Source organism: Campylobacter felis (assembly GCF_030250085.1).
GTDB classification, from domain to species: Bacteria; Campylobacterota; Campylobacteria; order Campylobacterales; family Campylobacteraceae; genus Campylobacter_D; species Campylobacter_D upsaliensis.
In genome coordinates, this window is the sequence record NZ_JANURX010000001.1 from 58,461 (window position 1) to 74,899 (window position 16,439).

The window sequence follows — 16,439 nt, forward strand, 5'->3', positions numbered from 1 at the left end:
TTATGATAAGCATTGCCATTGATGCAATGGGAGGCGACTTCGGTGAAAAACCTATTGTAGAAGGTGTTATTAAGGCTTTAAATATCAAACCTTTTAACGCCATCTTAGTGGGCAAAAGTGAAGTTTTAAAACCGCTTATTCCAAAAAATTTGGAATATTTTGTGCAATACGAAGAAGCTGAGGAGGTTTTTTCTATGGAAGAAAATGCCACCGATGCCTTAAAACGCAAAGATACAAGCATATATAAGGCTATCGAACTTGTCAAAAATGGCAAAGCTCAAGCCGTAGTTTCAGCTGGACATAGTGGAGCTAGTATGTCTCTGGCAACACTTAGACTTGGAAGATTACAAAATGTTTTAAGACCAGCAATAGCAACATTAATGCCAAATATTACTGGAACAACCCTACTTTTAGATGTAGGTGCAAATACAGATTGTAAAAGTGAAAATTTATTTCAATTTGCCATTATGGGTGGGGTTTATGCAAAAGAAATTATGCAAATTGCAAAACCAAGAATTGCCCTACTTTCAAACGGAGAAGAAGAGTGTAAGGGCAATGAACTTACCAAAGAAACCCACCAATTAATGAAAAAACTTCCAAATTTCATTGGTAACGCTGAAGGGCGTGATATTTTTAATGCAAATGTCGATGTTTTAGTTTGCGATGGTTTTAGTGGTAATGTCATTTTAAAATCCTGCGAGGGTGTGGCTGGAGCGATTTTTAAAATCCTAAAGGAAGATATTAAAACAAACTTAATATCCAAATTGGGAGCAGTGCTAATGAAGCCATCTTTTATGCGTCTTAAAAAGAAAATTGACTGGCAAGAATACGGCGGCGCACCCTTACTTGGCGTAAAAGGTTGCGTGATTATCAGCCATGGAAAAAGCGATGCAAGAGCTATTCAAAATGCTATTTTTCAAGCACTTCATTTTAGTGAAGCTAACATTAATAAAGCTATAGAAAATGAACTCTCCAAATTTTAAAGCCTCTCTTAAAAGCATAGCATCTTATGTACCCAAACAAATTCTTAATAATAAAGATCTTGAAAAAATGGTTGATACAAGCGATGAGTGGATAATGCGTCGCACAGGTATTAAAGAGAGAAGAATAGCGGAAAGTGATGAAAATACCAGCGATTTAGGCACAAAAGCAGCCATAAAAGCCATAGAGAGAGCAAATTTAAAACCAAGCGATATTGATGCAATTCTTGTAGCGACTTTAAGTCCCGATTATTTCACTATGCCCTCAACAGCCTGCAAAATCGCCGCAAATTTAGGGCTTTATAATATCACAGCCTTTGATATATCCGCAGCTTGCTCGGGCTTTATCTATCTTTTAGAACTTGCTAAAAGCTTGGTTGAAAGTGGTGCTAAAAAAAATATCCTCATCATAGGTGCAGAAAAAGCAAGTTCCATAATGGACTATAAAGATAGAAGCATTTGCATTCTCTTTGGCGATGGAGCTGGAGCTGGGATCATCAGCCTTGATAAAGAAAATCCCATCATTGATGTGCATACAGCAAGCAACGGAACTTATGGCGATTTACTTATGACAGAGCGTTCTAAAAGTGTGGAAATTTGCTCTCCTTTGGCAATGAAAATGAAAGGCAATGAAGTTTTTAAAATAGCCGTGCAAATCCTAAGTAACGATGTTGTAGAACTTTTAGAAAAAAATCATATACACTCATCACAAATTGACTTATTTATCCCACACCAAGCAAATCTTAGAATTATCAAAGCTGTGCAAGAAAAGCTCGGCTTAGAAGATGAAAAATGTATCATTACCGTGCAAAAATATGGCAATACTTCCGCTGCCTCCATACCTATGGCGATGAATGATGCCTATGAAGAAAAACGCCTAAAAAAAGGCTCTTTAATCTTGCTTGATGCTTTTGGTGGTGGTTTTACTTGGGGGTCAGCTTTGCTTCATTTTGGAGGAGAAAATTTTTAAGAAAGTCGAAAAGACTTTCTTAAACTACTAAGCATATTTATGACGAAATTCCTTCATAAATTCACATAGAATTTTTACTTGTTCTAAAGTTATAGCATTATAAATACTCGCACGAATTCCACCCAAAATTCTATGTCCTTTAAGTCCTATCATACCAGCGTCCTCAGCCTCTTTAACGAAGACACTTTCAAGCTCATTCTTTACTATATTAAAACTTACATTCATTAAAGATCTATCTTCTTTTTTGGCATGTCCTTTATAAAAGCCCTCACTTTGATCTATCATTTCATATAAAAGATGTGCTTTTTGCATATTTTTTTGATGAATTGCATCTAAACCACCCAACTTTAAAAGCCACTCCATTTCAAGATTAAACATATAAATTGCAAAGGTTGCGGGAGTGTTAAAGAGAGAATTATTTTCTGCGTGGATAGCGTATTTTAACATACTTGGGATATTTTTCTCTTCACTTCTTTCAAGCATATCTTTGCGTATAAAAAGACAAGAAAGCCCTGAAATTCCAGCATTTTTTTGCACACCACCATAAAAAAGAGCAATATTGCTAAAATCCACCTTCCTAGAGAAAAAATCACTCGAAGCATCGACAATTAAAGGCGATTTAGACTTAGGATAATGATGATACTGAGTGCCATAAATTGTATTATTTGAGCATACATAAGCATAATCAGCCTTATCGCTAAATTCTACCTTAGGAATATAGGAAAATTTTTCCTCTTCACTACTAGCTACGACCTTGACATTGACTCCAAGAATTTGTGCTTCTTTAATCGCCTTTTTAGTCCAAACGCCTGTATTGGCATATTCACAAACCCCTCCCATAGCCAAATTCATCGGTATCATAGCAAATTGCAAACTAGCTCCCCCCTGCAAAAATAGCACCTCATACTCATCATTTAAACCATAAAGCTCTTTAGCCTTTTGCATAGCACCAAAATGCACTTCCTCAAAAATTTTCGTCCTATGGCTAATCTCCATAATAGAATAACCCAAACCCTTATAATCACAAAGCTCTTCTTGCGCCTCTTTTAAAAGTTTTAATGGTAGAGTTGAAGGACCTGCACTAAAATTAATCTTTCTCATATTTTCTCCTCATCATAAAATTTTAGCTTCTTTTTCTACATTTTGTGAGCTAAGAAGTAGGGTATCGCCACTTTTTAACTCTTCTAAACGCACTATTTTACCATTTTTTCTAAGCGAAACTAGATGTTTGCTTTTTTCAAAGAAATTTTCGTGTTGCAAGTAGGCATTTTTTAGCTTTTCAAATTCTAAAAAACTGATTTGGATTTTATTTTTAATTAATAAATCCAATTGTTTTTTAAGGCTTTCTAAATGTTTTATTTTCTGCTCTATCATCAAAGGTAAGGAATTTGCTTTGAAAATTTTTTCTAAATTTGAAAGTTTATTTTCTAAATTTTTACAAATTATCATAAAGCTTGTTTTTAATTTATCCTCTATAAAATCAAGTTTTTGCTCCAAATCCTCTTTTGAAGGTAGCAAGATGTTAATGGCAGCACTTGGAGTAGGCGCTCTTAAATCCGCCACAAAATCACTAATCACATAATCAATCTCGTGTCCTATGGCTGAAATTATAGGCGTTTTAGCGGCAAAAATTTCTCTTGCTAAAACCTCATCATTAAAGCAAAATAAATCCTCCCTACTCCCTCCCCCTCTTGCCATAATCAAAACATCAAGCCCTATTGCATCAGCTTTTTTTAAAGCTTTTATTAAAGAAAATGGAGCATTTTGTCCTTGCGTAAGGGCATTAAAAACATAAATTTTTGCTAAAAAATAAGCCTTTTGGGTGATGATTTTAAGCATATCCTCTAAAGCGGCTGAAGTAAAAGAGGCAATAATTCCAATCTTTAAAGGAAATTTTGGAAGATTTTTTTTATGAATTTCATCAAATAAACCCTGCTTTTGCAAACTTTCCTTAAGTGCCAAAAAACGCGCTTCTAAATCTCCAAAACCTTCTTTTTTCATACTCTTAGCGATAAATTGATAACGCCCACTTTCAGTATATAAGCTTAAATTTCCCTCAAGTTCTAAAAAATCACCATTTTTTGGCTCAAAATCAAGCTTAAAATTATTCCCCTTAAACATCACGCAAGCTATGCTTGAATACTGATCTTTTAATTCAAAATACCAATGTCCGGAGCTGTGCATTGTGATTTTAGAAAGCTCTCCACTCACAAATATGTTGTCAAAATGCGATTCTAATAAAGCTTTAGCACTTAAATTTAGCTCACTAACGGTCATTTTTTCTCGCTATAAACATGGAGCTTACTCCAAAGCTAAAGCTTTTAAAATCTACATTTTTAAAGCCTACGCTTTGAAGTTCTGTGCTAAATTCCTCCTTGCTTAAAAATTCTTCAATAGAATTTGGCAAATAAGCGTAAGCTTCTTTATTTTTACTAATAAAGCCTCCTAAACTTGGCAAAATATTTTTAAGATAAAAATCCCTAAAAAACGCCACAAAACCACCCTGCTCTCTTTTAGTAAATTCCAAAACGAGTAAAATGCCACCCCTTTTTAACACTCTAGCAAATTCACCCAAAGCCCTTTGTCTTTCAACTACATTACGAATTCCATAACTAATGCTTAAAATATCCACACTCTCGCTTTCCAAAGGTAGATCCTGTGCTCCAGCTTCGATAAATTCAACATTTTTAAATTTCTTTCTCGCCTCCCTTAGCATTTGTGAGCTTGGGTCTATGCCTCGTATATGCTTTATATTTTTACGGGCTTTTTGCACACTTTCTTGCCAAATTTCTATCATATCTCCCGTGCCACAAGCCACATCGACTATATCTAAAGTATTTTCTTCACATAGCTCTAAAACCCTCTTGCACGCTTTTTTACGCCAACTTACATCTACACCAAAACTCAAAATGCGATTTGCTTTATCATAAGTTGGGGCGATTTGATTAAACATTTCTATAATTTTTTCTTGTTTTTGCATAGTTTTTATCCTTTATAAATTTTTAAATGCTTATTTGTTTTTTGAATTAGCTTTAAAATTTTTTCTCTTTTTTTAATAAATTGAATAAAAATATCCTCATTGAAAAAATTTTGTAATTTTTGCAAATTTTTCTCCCTAAAGAGAAAGGAAAAATGCTCGAGAAAAATGCGAATTTCTAGGCATTTTAGCCTAAATTCCTCATAAGAAAAATTTTCATAAAATCTCTTAAATTCTATCAATTTTAAGCGTAAAATTCGTGCTACAAAAACTTTTAAAAAAACTTCTTCCTTTGCACTTTTATAAAATTCTCCCTCTCTTAAAAATAATTCAAAATCATTCAATAAATTCCTATAAGGTCTAATATTAAAGCGCTTATTTAAATTTTGCCTAAGTTTTTCTTCTAATTTTTCAAATCCCTTTAGCAATTTTTGTGCCATTTTATCATCAAAAAGCTCTATTGCATTTTTTAAAAAGACACAAATTTTCAAAATGCAAAAATGCAATTTTACCTCATTATTTCCTTTTTTCGCTTGACTTTTAAAACTATAAAGTAAATAAAATAAAAGCACTCTAAAACCATCATTTGCATATAAAGATTGAGGAAAATTAAGTGTAAAATTTTGATTTTTTTCTATAATGTTAAAGCAAGTGTGGAGGTCAAAAAAAGCATTTTTATACTTATAAAGTATTAAATTTTTAGAATTAAATTTCCCATCAAGCTCCCTTAAAAGCCTTATTTTTTCATCAGGTTTGAATTGACGAGCCTCTTCTTCGCTTTTAAATAAAACCTTTAAAACAAAGAGTCTTTCTTCTTTATAAATTTGAAAAAGGCATTTTCTATCTCCTTCTAAAAATTCGTAACTTTTTTTAGAAAGCGTTCCAAGTATAGCTTTCTTTTTTGCCTTTTCAAAATCTTTTTTAGAAATTTCCTCTCTCAAATTATTTCTTAATAAAAAGTATCTCTCATCGACACTTTGAAATTTTAAAGTTTCTTTAGAAGAAATTTTTGTGTAAAAAGTCGTTATGGATACGCCTTTTGGCATTTGCCTCGCGTTTAAATCAAAAGAGTGGAGTAAAAAAATTCTTTGAAATAAATTATTCACAACAAGCCCCTGTTAAAACGCTTATTGTAGCCTCTTAAGTTTAATATTTATTGACATTTTTTGCAATTTTTCACATAAGCACAAACAGACAAATGCTCAATTAAATTTGAAATCTTTTTTTCAAGCTTTTCTTGATATTCGTTTAATTCTATTTCATCAAAATTTTTATCCTCGATACTTCCACACCCATTGCAAATAATGTGAATATGCTCTTTTTCATAAATGTCATAGCAGGATTTTTGATTTGCGATGTTAATTTCTACAACTAAACCTTGACTTTGAAGCGTGTTAATATTTTTATACACAGTCGCTAAAGAAATGGAAGGATATTCTCGTTTAATCTCAGCATAAAGCTCATCGATATTAGGATGTTCGTGCCTTTTTAAAATTTTTAGCACACAAAGTCTTTGCGGAGTTGCTTTTAAATCATATTTTTTAAGCATTTGCAACAATTCCATAATCTCACCTTAAATTTAGTTTCAAGCGAAATCATATAAAAAATTTATTTAAAAAATGTTTATATCAAAAAATATTTTTTATTAAATAATATCAAGTATTTTTTGACTTAATTTTTTTACATCTAAACCCAAACTTACTTCAACTTCATTTAAATTTCCATGCGTTATAAACGCATCTTCATACTCAAAGCTCACAACTTTCACATTTAAGTCATATCGATCCACAAATTCCCTAAGCAAACTTGCCACTCCGCCGATTTTAACATTTTCGCTAAAAACAAACCATATTTTAGTTTGACTAGCCAATTCTTTTAGCAAAAGCTCATCTAAAGGCTTAATAAAAATCAAATCGATCAAATTTGCAAAATCATTTCCCAAATTTTGCAAAACTTTCCACGCCTTACCAACACCCTGCCCAAAGCCTAAAAACGCCACTTCGCTCGTATTTTTAATAAGCCATTGAGACTTGGCTAAAGAAAGTTTGCACGGAGCAAATTCTTCCTCCAAAATAAAACTGCCACGCGGATAACGAAAGGCTAAAGGACCTTGATGAAAATACGCATACTCCATACATTTTTCCATCATTTTAGAATCTCTTGGTGCTATAAGAGTTAAATTTGGCACAGCACTTAAAAAACTCACATCAAAAACACCCTGATGCGTCTCACCATCTTCGCCTACAATACCAGCTCTATCCATAGCAAAAACGACATTTAAATTCATAATTGCACAATCGTGAATAACTTGATCATAAGCACGCTGCAAAAAGGTGCTGTAAATCGCTATAAAAGGCTTAAAACCCTCTTTTGCCATAGCTGCCATTGAGGTAACGGCGTGCTGCTCTGCTATGGCGACATCCCAAAAACGCTCAGGATAAGCCTCTATCAAAAGATCAAGTCCCGTCCCACTAGGCATAGCTGCTGTAACGCCGACTATATTTTCATATTTTTGCGCTAAATGAAGCAAATTTTGAGTAAAAATTTCTGTCGCACTAGACTTAGAATTTGATTTTTTGAGACTTTCACCACTATGAATATCAAAAGCGCCTACGCCGTGCCATTTTGCGTGCTTACCCTCAGCTAGCATATAGCCCTTACCCTTTATGGTTTGGGCGTGGATAATGCAAGGCTTTTGCATCATTTTAGCCTGCTTTAAAGCGTTAATCATTTCATTAATATTATGCCCATCAACAGGACCAATATATTCAAGCCCAAGCTCCTCAAATAAAAGCCCAGGCGTGATAAGCTTAAAGCCCTCCTCAAAACGCTTCGCCATATAAGTCGCACTATCTGGCAAGAAATCTAGCATTTTTTCTACGCGTTTTTTAAATTTTTGATAAAACTGCGTTGCCATCGCTTGGGAGAGGTATTTTGAAATCGCACCTATGGGCTTGGAAATACTCATTTCATTGTCATTTAAAATAATAACACAAGGATATTTTCTATCTCCTAATTCATTTAAAGCCTCATAAACCATACCCGCACTCAACGCCCCATCGCCTATTAAAACCACAGGCGTTCTCTCCTCCTTTTTAAGTCTTATAGCCTTACAAGCTCCTATAGCTAAAGAAATGGAAGTGCTAGAATGTCCGGCGATAAAATAATCCCCCTCCTCATCTTTCGTATAGCCACTTAGACCCCCAAAGGTTCTTAGCGTATGAAAACGCTCTTCCCTTCCGCTTAAAAGCTTATGTGCGTAAGATTGATGGGAAACATCGAAAATGAAAGGATCTTTTGTGCTATCAAACACATAATGCATCGCTATACTAAGCTCGACAACGCCCAAATTTGAGCTTAAATGTCCTCCGTTTTGACTTACAACCTCTATGATTTTTCGTCTTAAATTATCAGCAAGCGTTTTAAGCTCTTCTTCACTTAAAGCACACAATTCTAAATTTGTATGAGCCAACTTAGTCATTATGAATCATTTTTTTGATTTTATTTAAGCGTGAGTTAAGATTAGACTCTATGTTACCTGCATTGCTTAAAATCACAACGCTTCCTTTGCTAATAGCATCATCTAAACTCACCTTAATATGACTATCCTGATTAAAATGCTCTTTTAAATATTCAAAATCCTCCGCATTAACTCTTAATTCAAGCTCACTAGCACCCTTAAGCTCTTCCATTAAGTCCTTAGCCAAAGCATAAGCGATTTTTCTAGAATCCTCCTCAAGCTCTTTTAAAATCACTTCTTTGGCAATATCCACAGCTGTATCGGCTAATTCTTTTTCATTTTTAATCACAAAATCATCTAAATTCGCACAAGCTTCCTCAAGCTTAGAAATGCTTTTTAAATACTTATCTTTTAGGGCATTAAGCTCTTTTTCAAATTCATTTTTTGCTTCTTCAAAACCCTCTTTTGTGTATTTTTCTTTAGCATTTTCAAGCTCACTTGCAAGGCGGTTATTAAATTCATTTTCTTGACTTTCAATTTGCATTTGAAGCTTGATGATATTATTAGACATTTCGTCCGTTTTTTTAAGCAAATCCTCCACAAAACTAGGTTGAAAAGCCACTCCTTGTTCTTCAGCTTTGTCTTCTTTTGGCTCTTCGATTTTATCCTCTTTTATGGGTGCTTGAGGCATTGGAATTTTGTGGTGTGTTTGCTCATTTTGGGCTTTTTCTTGCTCACTTGTAAATTCGGAAATGACCTTAAAGCGATAGCCCTCAATGACATGTTGTTTTGAAGTTTCATTAGAAATTACATTACTACGGTTAATCATACTTTTAGCCTATTCTATCATCTCATCAGCATCGCCTGTTTGCACCAAACCCTGCTCTGCTAGTTTTTGCACTACTTCTACGACCTTTCTTTGTGCCTCCTCGACATCCTTCACCCTCACAGCACCCAAAAAGCCCATCTCCTCCAAAAAAGCCTCGCTGGCACGGGTGGACATGTTTGAGAGGAATTTTTGCTTCAGCTCCTCACTTGCACCCTTTAAACCTACCATTAAATCACGCTTATCGGCGACCTTGAGAATTTCGCGTATGGCCGGAGTGCTAAGCTTTTGAATATCATCAAAGGTGAACATAAGCTCCTTAATCGTCTCTGCCAAGCGCTCATCACTTTGCTCGATATAAGTAATGGTCGATTTAGACGCCTTTTGACCTAAGCGGTTAAGCACTTCTGCCACAGCCCTAGGACCACCCACTTCGACCTTATAAGATGTAAGACTTTCAAGCTTACTTTCAAGCACAGCAGAAACTCTTTTGATAATACTTGGAGAAATATCGCCCAAATTTGCCATTCTTATCACAACTTCAGCTCTTAATTCATCACTAAAATACTCCAAAGTCTCCGCCGCTTGGATACTATCCATATGTGCCAAAATGAGGGCTATGGTTTGTGGGTGTTCTTTGGTAATAAAATCGGCTAATTGCTGCGGCTTGATTTGCGCTAAGTAGGCGAAATTTTGATTATTTTCCATACTTTTTGTAAGTTTTTCTAAAATTTTATTAGCGATTTCTGGTCCAAAGGTGCGGAAAAGTATCTCTTTAGCATACTCAAGACCCCCGCTTTTGATGTATTGATTGGATTGGAGCAGGGTGTAAAATTCCTCCAAAACAGCCGTGGCCACAGAGCGATCGACTTGTTTTGCCATGGCAATGTAGCGCGAAATTTCCGTGATGACATCGATCTCCATATGGGAAAATACTGAAGTTGTCGCATCCTCACCCAGCTGGATGAGAAAGATCGCCACCTTTTCAGGCATCGATAAATCATCATAAATCATCTTTTGTTCTTCACTGAGCTTTATCATTATATATCCTTATTGTCGTTGAAATCAGTATCATTTTCCACGAGATTTTGCAAGAGGGCGGCTATCTCCTCGCTCTTATCGCTCACCAAAGCGCGCAACTTCTCAAGCAAGACATCGTATTGTATCGCATCCTCATTGAAACCATCCCCAAAGCCAAGCTGATCCTCGACCTTTTTCCTAGCCGCGTTGAATTTTTCCAGTGCATCCTCCGCATCGTCCAAAGCAGAGAGTGGGATTTGCTGCGCCTCTTCTTGCGCGGACATATCTTCAAGCATCTTTTGCATAAAGGGCGCGATAACCTTTTTGTAAAAAATGAAGAGCAAAATCGCCGCGATGATGTATTTAACAGGCGGAATAAAGGGCTCCACAAAACGCTGGTAGAAGGTCTTAACCCTGCTTTCAACCTTAACCGTCTCCCGATAAAAGGGTAAATTCTGCACCACCACACTATCGCCCCTTGCCGCATTGAAATTAATCGTGTTTCTAACAATACTTTCAACTCCATTAAGTTGAGCTTGTGGCAAAGGCACATATTCGCTTTTAACCTCGCCATTTTCATCGACAACATCTTCATATTTGCCATCAATAGTAACAGCAGCTGAAATGCGTAAAGGCACACCGAAAGATTTTTGTGTATTTGTAATGGTTTTCGAAATTTCGTTATTTGTTGTAACTTGATTTTTCTTATAAGAGTCTATTACGCCATTATTTGCCAAGCCCTCAACAGGACCTATATTAGAAACAGCACCCGGAACGCCTTGAATTTCTGGATCTTTTTTGCCTGTTTTTTCTTCATTGAGCGTTTGCTCACTTCTAACAACCGTATTGGGATCATAAATTTCGCTTTTTGATTCTTGTTTAGAAAAATCGTATTCTATATTAACGCTAACTTGGAGCTTATCGCGTCCTCCTGCAAAGGGTGCAAGAGAGTTGATGATTTTCTCTTCAAGCTCTCTTTCACTATCTCTTTTGTAGCGAATTTGCATAGCCAAAACCTCGCCAGATTCTAACTGCTGCTCGTCTAAAGTATTGCCATTTTGATCGCTAATTTTGACATTCTCTTTAGTGAGTCTTGGCACAGAAGCGGCGACTATATTTTTAACTCCATCAATTTGCTTTCTTGTGAGTCTAAAGCCGTCTTTAATATTAATAGTAACTGAAGCCGTTGGAGGAATTTGTCTTTCTGTAAAAACACTTTCTTTAGGTAAGGCTAAGATAACTGAAGCACTGCGAATCGGCTCTAAGGTTTCTATAATCCTTGCAATTTCTCCCTGTAAAGCTCTTTGGGCTCTAACCTTTTCCTCCGCACTTGTCGCACCAAAAATTTGCTTATCAAAAACCTCAAAACCAACGCGATTATCCTTTATCAAGCCCTCACTGGCAATAAACATTTTTTGACGATTAACTTGATCTTGAGGGACTAAAATGGTGCTTTCATTTTCTAAACGATAAGGAACTCCATTTTGCTCAAGTCTTGTAACAATAGCTCCTGCTGTGCTTGGATTCGCATTTTCTATTAAAGGAACATAGCCATTTGACCCTGCTGGACCATTACGAAAAAGAGCTAAAAAAACCAAAAATCCCACAACAACAACAATGGAAGCGGCTATAACAATACGCTGTTTTCGCGTTAAATTTTGATACAGCTGTCCAATTTGCAGCAACATATTTTTAAAATCCATAGACTCTCTCATACCTTAATTTGCCATTATTTTATAATCAAAAAATTAATTATTTTTTAATCAAAATAAAATTTAATTTTTCTTTAAAATGCTTTCAAATTCCTCAAAAAAGCGTGTGTTTTCATAAGGCTTACCTATGCTAATGCGTATAGCATTTAAACCATAGCTTCTTAAATCTCTCACAATTATACCCTTTTTAAGTAATTTTTCACTCAAATCACTGCTATTTTTTTCCTCAAAAAAATAGGTAATGAAATTTGTGTAAGAAGGAATAAAATCAAGCTGATTTTCTCTTGCAAATTTTTCAAATTCTTGCATTTGGGAAAAATTATTTTCTAGGCTATTTTTGACAAATTCTTCATCATCAAGTGCGGCAGTAGCAGCTTTTAGGGCTAAGATATTGACATTAAAAGGCGCTCTTAATTTATACAAGGCATTGATAAGCTCTTCATCTGCCATACCATAGCCCACACGCAAACCCCCAAGCCCATAAAGCTTTGAAAAAGTGCCAAGATAAAGAACATTGGGGAAGCTTTTGATTAATTTGGCAGGGTCGATGCGCTTTTCCATATCTTTAAAACTTGCAAATTCATTATAAGCTGCATCAATAACAACCAAACAATCTTCATCAATATCCTTTAAAAATTCCTCCACACTAAAGGCGTCTAAACACTCGCCCAAAGGGTTATTTGGTAGGCAAAGATAAAGAATTTTTATCTCGCTTTTATACTCTTCATAAAGGCTTTTAAGTGCGTTTAAATCGTGTGTTATACTTTTTGTTTTATAGGCTTTAGCTCCCACTTGCTTGGCATAAATTTCATACATAGCAAAGCTTACGCCACATTGTAAAAAGGCATTTTGGTGGTTTAATTTAGCATGCGTAGCAAGCTCGATAATCTGGTCGCTTCCCGCTCCTATAATGACATTTTGCATTTTGAGTCCAAATTTTAAAGCTAATGCGTTTCTTAATTCGCTCATACTATCATCAGGATATAAATGTGCCTTTGAAGCGTTTTGGATAATGGCATTTAAAGCTTTTTGAGAAACTCCAAGCGGATTTTCATTACTCGCTAGTTTTATCACTTCTTTCACGCCGTATTCTTTGGCGATTAATTCTATATCCTTACCCGGCTCGTAAGTTTTAAGCTGATTTAAAATTTCGTTAAATTGCATATTTTCTCCTTTAAAGCTTATTATCTTAGTCAATTCTTACTTAAGCTTTGATTTACAAGCTTAAGTTATAATCAAACTCATTTAAATTTTAAGGAAAATTGTGAAAAATCTCATCATAGATCTTGATGGCACACTCACCATAGAAGAGGAAAATGTCCCCTATGAAAAGAAGAAGCCAAATTTAGCCCTCATAAAACAATTAAAAGAGTATCAAAAAATGGGCTTTAAAATCACCATTTTCACCAGTCGTTCTATGCGAAGCTTTAATAATGATATTGAAAAGATCAAAACGCACACTTATCCTAAAATTTTACAATGGCTTCACAAGCATCAAGTGCCTTTTGATGAGCTTATTGTCGGTAAAGCTTGGTGTGGAGATGAGGGCTTTTATGTCGATGATAGGGCTATTAGACCGAGTGAATTTGTAACTTTAAGCTATGAAGAAATTCAAAAGCTCCTCGCAAAAGAAAGTTCACAATGCTCTTAATCACTTCGGCTAAGTATTCTTCTGCGGACTTTACCCTTGAATTTGGCAAGATAGTGCCGTCTTTTTTGCCACTTGGAAATAAAAGACTTTACGAATATCAAGCAAAATTATCAAAAGAAAAAGTCGCATTATCTTTACCAAACAATTTTAAAGTCAATCGCTGCGATCTAGAAAAACTTGAAAAATTAAACATTAAGCTTATTTTTGTCGAGCCAAATTTAAGCCTTGGAGAGTCCATTTTGTATTGCATAAACGCTTTAAATATTAATGGAAATTTAAGCATACTCCACGGCGATACCTTCTTTTCAAATTTAGATTTAAAAGAAGATAGCTTATGCGTAAGTGCTGTTAGGGAAAATTATGAGTGGGCTTATTTAGACAAGGAATTTAACATTGTAAATGAGAGGGAGAGGGAGAGTAAAATCCTCACCGGTGCTTTTTGTTTTAGCGATGCGAGGACATTAGCCAAACACTTAGTTGCAAATCATTATGATTTTGTAAAAAGTGTAAAAAGCTATTCTAAAGAAAAAATAATGTGGGCAATTGAAAATGAAACTTGGCTTGATTTTGGCTTAATGACAAATTATTTTCACTCCAAAAAAATCATATCTACACAAAGAAGCTTTAATGAGATGCAAATTTCACAAAATTACATCATTAAAAATTCTTCTTGGACTGAAAAAATAAAAGCTGAAAAGGCGTGGTTTGAAAATTTACCCTCCACACTTTTAATCTACACGCCAAAATATTTCACACAAAAAAGTGGCTATGCTTTAGAATATCTTTATCATAATACCTTGAGTGAGCTTTTTGTATTTGGGTCTTTGCCTGATTTTATTTGGAGAAAAATTTTTCTCTCTATTAAGGATTTTTTAAACATTTGCGACACTTTTAAGAGTGAAGATAAACTCAATTTTAATTATCAAGAAAAAACTTTATCAAGACTTAAAGAATTTGCCAAGCAAAGAAATATAGACCTTAATAAGCCCTTTATTCTAAATCACACCCCACAGCCCTCTCTTAATGAACTTATCAAGCAAACTAGCGAATTTTTGCCAAGCATAAAAGAATTTAGCCTCATACACGGCGATTTTTGCTTTTCTAATATAATGTATGATTTTAGAGGCAGCTTAATTAAAACCTATGATCCAAGAGGATTGGATTTTGATGGGAAAATCAGCATTTTTGGAGATAAAAATTACGATTTAGCCAAGCTAACCCACTCTGTTTTAGGGCTTTATGATTTTATAATAGCTGGCTTTTATGAATGTGAATTAAAAGATTATAATCTTAGTTTTAAGCTTGAAATTAATGAGAATATTATAGCGATTCAAAATACTTTCAAAGAAATTTTTAAGATCGACAAAGCCCTTATGACGCTTACTTTACATCTTTTTTTGTCAATGTTACCACTTCACAATGATGACGCAAAAAGGCAAAATGCTTTCTTAGCAAACGCTTATCGAATTTATGATTTATTAAAGGAAGAAAGGTGACTATTATTTTTCCTATGGCTGGGCTTAGCTCACGCTTTAGTAAGATGGGTTATACCCTACCTAAATATATGCTAAATTTAGAAGAAAGAAGCGTGTTTTCGTGGGTTTTAGAAGGCTTTAGGGCGTATTTTAAGACAAGTCATTTTTTATTCATTTATAGAGATATTCATCATACAAAAGAATTTATCAAACAAGAGTGTCAAAAACTTAATCTTAAAAATTATCAAAGCCTAAAGCTTGATAGCCCCACACTAGGACAGGCACATACAGTCGCACTTGGACTTGAAAAAATGAGCATTAAAGATAATATTTTGATTTTTAATATCGACACCCTACGCCCCAATTTTCGCCTCCCACAAAATTTTGATTTAGATAAGATTGATGGCTATTTGGAGGTTTTTAAGGGTGAGGGAGAGCAGTGGAGCTTCGTAAAAACTAGCGATGAAAAACTTTGCAAAGTCGCTAAAACAGCAGAAAAAGAACGCATTTCATCATTGTGTAGTAGTGGGCTTTATTATTTTAGAAAAAGTGAAGAATTTTTAAGCATTTTTAAGACAATGCAAGAAAAAAATAAACTTGAAAAGGGCGAATTTTACATCGCTCCTATGTATAATGCTTTAATTTCCCAAAATGCCGATATAAGATATGAATTAATCGATTTAAATCAAATTTTATTTTGCGGGACTCCAAGCGAGTATGAGAATTTAAAAAAATTTAACTTAAACCAAAAATTCCTTTAATCCCAACTATCATCATTTTAACGCCCATAGCCACGATGAAAACTTGAGCAATGCGTGAAAATACATGCAAGATAAGCTTTCCTACGATTTTTTCAATTGTCGCCGCATAATAAAATAAAATCGCCATAAATAAAAAAGCCATCAAAACAGCACCCAAAGCAACTTTAATTCCGCCATCTTCAGCGATTACAACTACACTAGCCAAAGTCCCCGGACCCACTAGCATAGGAAAAGCCATAGGGATAAGACTGCGTCTTAAAAGCTCTTTTTCGTCAAATTCTTGATAATGTGAGAAATCCTGCGTTGCCAATTTAGTCGAAAAAAGTAAATTTTTAACTGCCATTATAATAAGTATCAAACCCCCAGCAATTCGCAAATCGTTCAAATCCACACGAAAAACATAACTCATAAAAAAAGAGCCTGAAAACAAAAAAACTAAGACAATAATAAAAGCAGTATAGAGTATAGTCGCAAAAAGCTTTTTTCTAAGTTTGAGGGGCAAACCCTCACTCATAGCCAAAAACTGCGTCAAATTTCCAAAAGGATTTAGTACAGCAAGTATAGTAATGGCCGCGAAAAACATAAGGTAAAATTCGTTTTCTATATT

General features: G+C 34.7%; 16 protein-coding genes. 5 read left to right on the forward strand and 11 right to left on the reverse strand.

What is annotated here, in order from left to right; all coding sequences use genetic code 11:
* The first annotated feature begins 2 nt into the window (after positions 1-2).
* Together plsX and NYG92_RS00305 are read left to right on the forward strand one after the other, a co-directional pair.
* The gene (gene plsX / locus NYG92_RS00300; protein ID WP_270976367.1) at positions 3-983 is read left to right on the forward strand and encodes a phosphate acyltransferase PlsX; all 981 of its coding nucleotides are present in this window, start codon (positions 3-5) and stop codon (positions 981-983) included.
* Positions 964-1,950, forward strand: coding sequence for a beta-ketoacyl-ACP synthase III (locus NYG92_RS00305; RefSeq protein ID WP_270976366.1), 987 nt, complete (start codon positions 964-966; stop codon positions 1,948-1,950). The genes plsX and NYG92_RS00305 overlap by 20 nt, the downstream gene beginning before the upstream one ends.
* 27 nt (positions 1,951-1,977) lie before the next feature.
* Here the strand turns inward: NYG92_RS00305 and serC are convergent, their stop codons facing one another.
* The 10 genes from serC to hisC form a co-directional block, all read right to left on the reverse strand.
* On the reverse strand, positions 1,978-3,051 hold the full coding sequence (gene serC / locus NYG92_RS00310) for a phosphoserine transaminase (RefSeq protein ID WP_289233181.1): 1,074 nt from the start codon (positions 3,049-3,051) through the stop codon (positions 1,978-1,980).
* Positions 3,052-3,063: 12 nt separating this feature from the next.
* Complete coding sequence (gene xseA / locus NYG92_RS00315; protein WP_289233182.1) at positions 3,064-4,227, reverse strand: exodeoxyribonuclease VII large subunit; 1,164 nt, start codon at positions 4,225-4,227, stop codon at positions 3,064-3,066.
* Positions 4,217-4,930 (reverse strand): bifunctional demethylmenaquinone methyltransferase/2-methoxy-6-polyprenyl-1,4-benzoquinol methylase UbiE, encoded by a 714-nt coding sequence (gene ubiE, locus NYG92_RS00320; protein ID WP_270965826.1) that lies wholly within the window; start codon positions 4,928-4,930, stop codon positions 4,217-4,219. The genes xseA and ubiE overlap by 11 nt, the downstream gene beginning before the upstream one ends.
* A gap of 5 nt (positions 4,931-4,935) precedes the next feature.
* Complete coding sequence (locus tag NYG92_RS00325) at positions 4,936-6,033, reverse strand: hypothetical protein (protein WP_289233183.1); 1,098 nt, start codon at positions 6,031-6,033, stop codon at positions 4,936-4,938.
* 47 nt (positions 6,034-6,080) lie between these two features.
* Positions 6,081-6,491, reverse strand: a complete 411-nt coding sequence (perR, locus tag NYG92_RS00330; protein ID WP_004277556.1) for a peroxide-responsive transcriptional repressor PerR — start codon at positions 6,489-6,491, stop codon at positions 6,081-6,083.
* A gap of 81 nt (positions 6,492-6,572) precedes the next feature.
* Entirely contained in the window at positions 6,573-8,411 is a 1,839-nt protein-coding gene (gene dxs, locus NYG92_RS00335; protein WP_289233281.1) for a 1-deoxy-D-xylulose-5-phosphate synthase, read from the reverse strand.
* Entirely contained in the window at positions 8,401-9,216 is an 816-nt protein-coding gene (fliH, locus tag NYG92_RS00340) for a flagellar assembly protein FliH (protein ID WP_270976361.1), read from the reverse strand. Before fliH ends, dxs begins: the two co-directional genes overlap by 11 nt.
* Before the next feature lie 9 nt (positions 9,217-9,225).
* Positions 9,226-10,254: a flagellar motor switch protein FliG gene (fliG, locus tag NYG92_RS00345; RefSeq protein ID WP_289233184.1), complete on the reverse strand. Its 1,029-nt coding sequence runs from the start codon at positions 10,252-10,254 to the stop codon at positions 9,226-9,228.
* On the reverse strand, positions 10,254-11,936 hold the full coding sequence (gene fliF, locus NYG92_RS00350) for a flagellar basal-body MS-ring/collar protein FliF (protein WP_289233282.1): 1,683 nt from the start codon (positions 11,934-11,936) through the stop codon (positions 10,254-10,256). Before fliF ends, fliG begins: the two co-directional genes overlap by 1 nt.
* A 72-nt stretch (positions 11,937-12,008) precedes the next feature.
* Positions 12,009-13,109 (reverse strand): histidinol-phosphate transaminase, encoded by a 1,101-nt coding sequence (gene hisC / locus NYG92_RS00355; protein WP_289233185.1) that lies wholly within the window; start codon positions 13,107-13,109, stop codon positions 12,009-12,011.
* Positions 13,110-13,209: 100 nt separating this feature from the next.
* Between hisC and NYG92_RS00360 the strand changes: the two genes are divergently transcribed.
* Genes NYG92_RS00360 through NYG92_RS00370 form a run of 3 tightly spaced genes read left to right on the forward strand, consistent with a single transcriptional unit; the run spans position 13,210 to position 15,832 of the window.
* Complete coding sequence (locus NYG92_RS00360) at positions 13,210-13,596, forward strand: HAD-IIIC family phosphatase (protein WP_270976359.1); 387 nt, start codon at positions 13,210-13,212, stop codon at positions 13,594-13,596.
* Entirely contained in the window at positions 13,587-15,092 is a 1,506-nt protein-coding gene (locus tag NYG92_RS00365) for a capsular biosynthesis protein (RefSeq protein ID WP_289233186.1), read from the forward strand. The genes NYG92_RS00360 and NYG92_RS00365 overlap by 10 nt, the downstream gene beginning before the upstream one ends.
* Positions 15,089-15,832, forward strand: coding sequence for a glycosyltransferase family 2 protein (locus tag NYG92_RS00370; protein WP_270968314.1), 744 nt, complete (start codon positions 15,089-15,091; stop codon positions 15,830-15,832). Before NYG92_RS00365 ends, NYG92_RS00370 begins: the two co-directional genes overlap by 4 nt.
* Here the strand turns inward: NYG92_RS00370 and NYG92_RS00375 are convergent.
* Positions 15,807-16,436: a MarC family protein gene (locus NYG92_RS00375; protein ID WP_270967477.1), complete on the reverse strand. Its 630-nt coding sequence runs from the start codon at positions 16,434-16,436 to the stop codon at positions 15,807-15,809. The two genes, NYG92_RS00370 and NYG92_RS00375, sit on opposite strands and share 26 nt — an antisense overlap.
* Between the last annotated feature and the right edge of the window lie 3 nt (positions 16,437-16,439).

Bases quoted from the DNA above. Each gene is read 5' to 3' on its own strand.
- plsX (WP_270976367.1), top strand. From the start codon at position 3: ATGATAAGCATTGCCATTGATGCAATGGGAGGCGACTTCGGTGAAAAA.
- NYG92_RS00305 (WP_270976366.1), top strand. From the start codon at position 964: ATGAACTCTCCAAATTTTAAAGCCTCTCTTAAAAGCATAGCATCTTAT.
- serC (WP_289233181.1), bottom strand. From the start codon at position 3,051: ATGAGAAAGATTAATTTTAGTGCAGGTCCTTCAACTCTACCATTAAAA.
- xseA (WP_289233182.1), bottom strand. From the start codon at position 4,227: ATGACCGTTAGTGAGCTAAATTTAAGTGCTAAAGCTTTATTAGAATCG.
- ubiE (WP_270965826.1), bottom strand. From the start codon at position 4,930: ATGCAAAAACAAGAAAAAATTATAGAAATGTTTAATCAAATCGCCCCA.
- perR (WP_004277556.1), bottom strand. From the start codon at position 6,491: ATGGAATTGTTGCAAATGCTTAAAAAATATGATTTAAAAGCAACTCCG.
- fliH (WP_270976361.1), bottom strand. From the start codon at position 9,216: ATGATTAACCGTAGTAATGTAATTTCTAATGAAACTTCAAAACAACAT.
- fliG (WP_289233184.1), bottom strand. From the start codon at position 10,254: ATGATAAAGCTCAGTGAAGAACAAAAGATGATTTATGATGATTTATCG.
- fliF (WP_289233282.1), bottom strand. From the start codon at position 11,936: ATGGATTTTAAAAATATGTTGCTGCAAATTGGACAGCTGTATCAAAAT.
- hisC (WP_289233185.1), bottom strand. From the start codon at position 13,109: ATGCAATTTAACGAAATTTTAAATCAGCTTAAAACTTACGAGCCGGGT.
- NYG92_RS00365 (WP_289233186.1), top strand. From the start codon at position 13,587: ATGCTCTTAATCACTTCGGCTAAGTATTCTTCTGCGGACTTTACCCTT.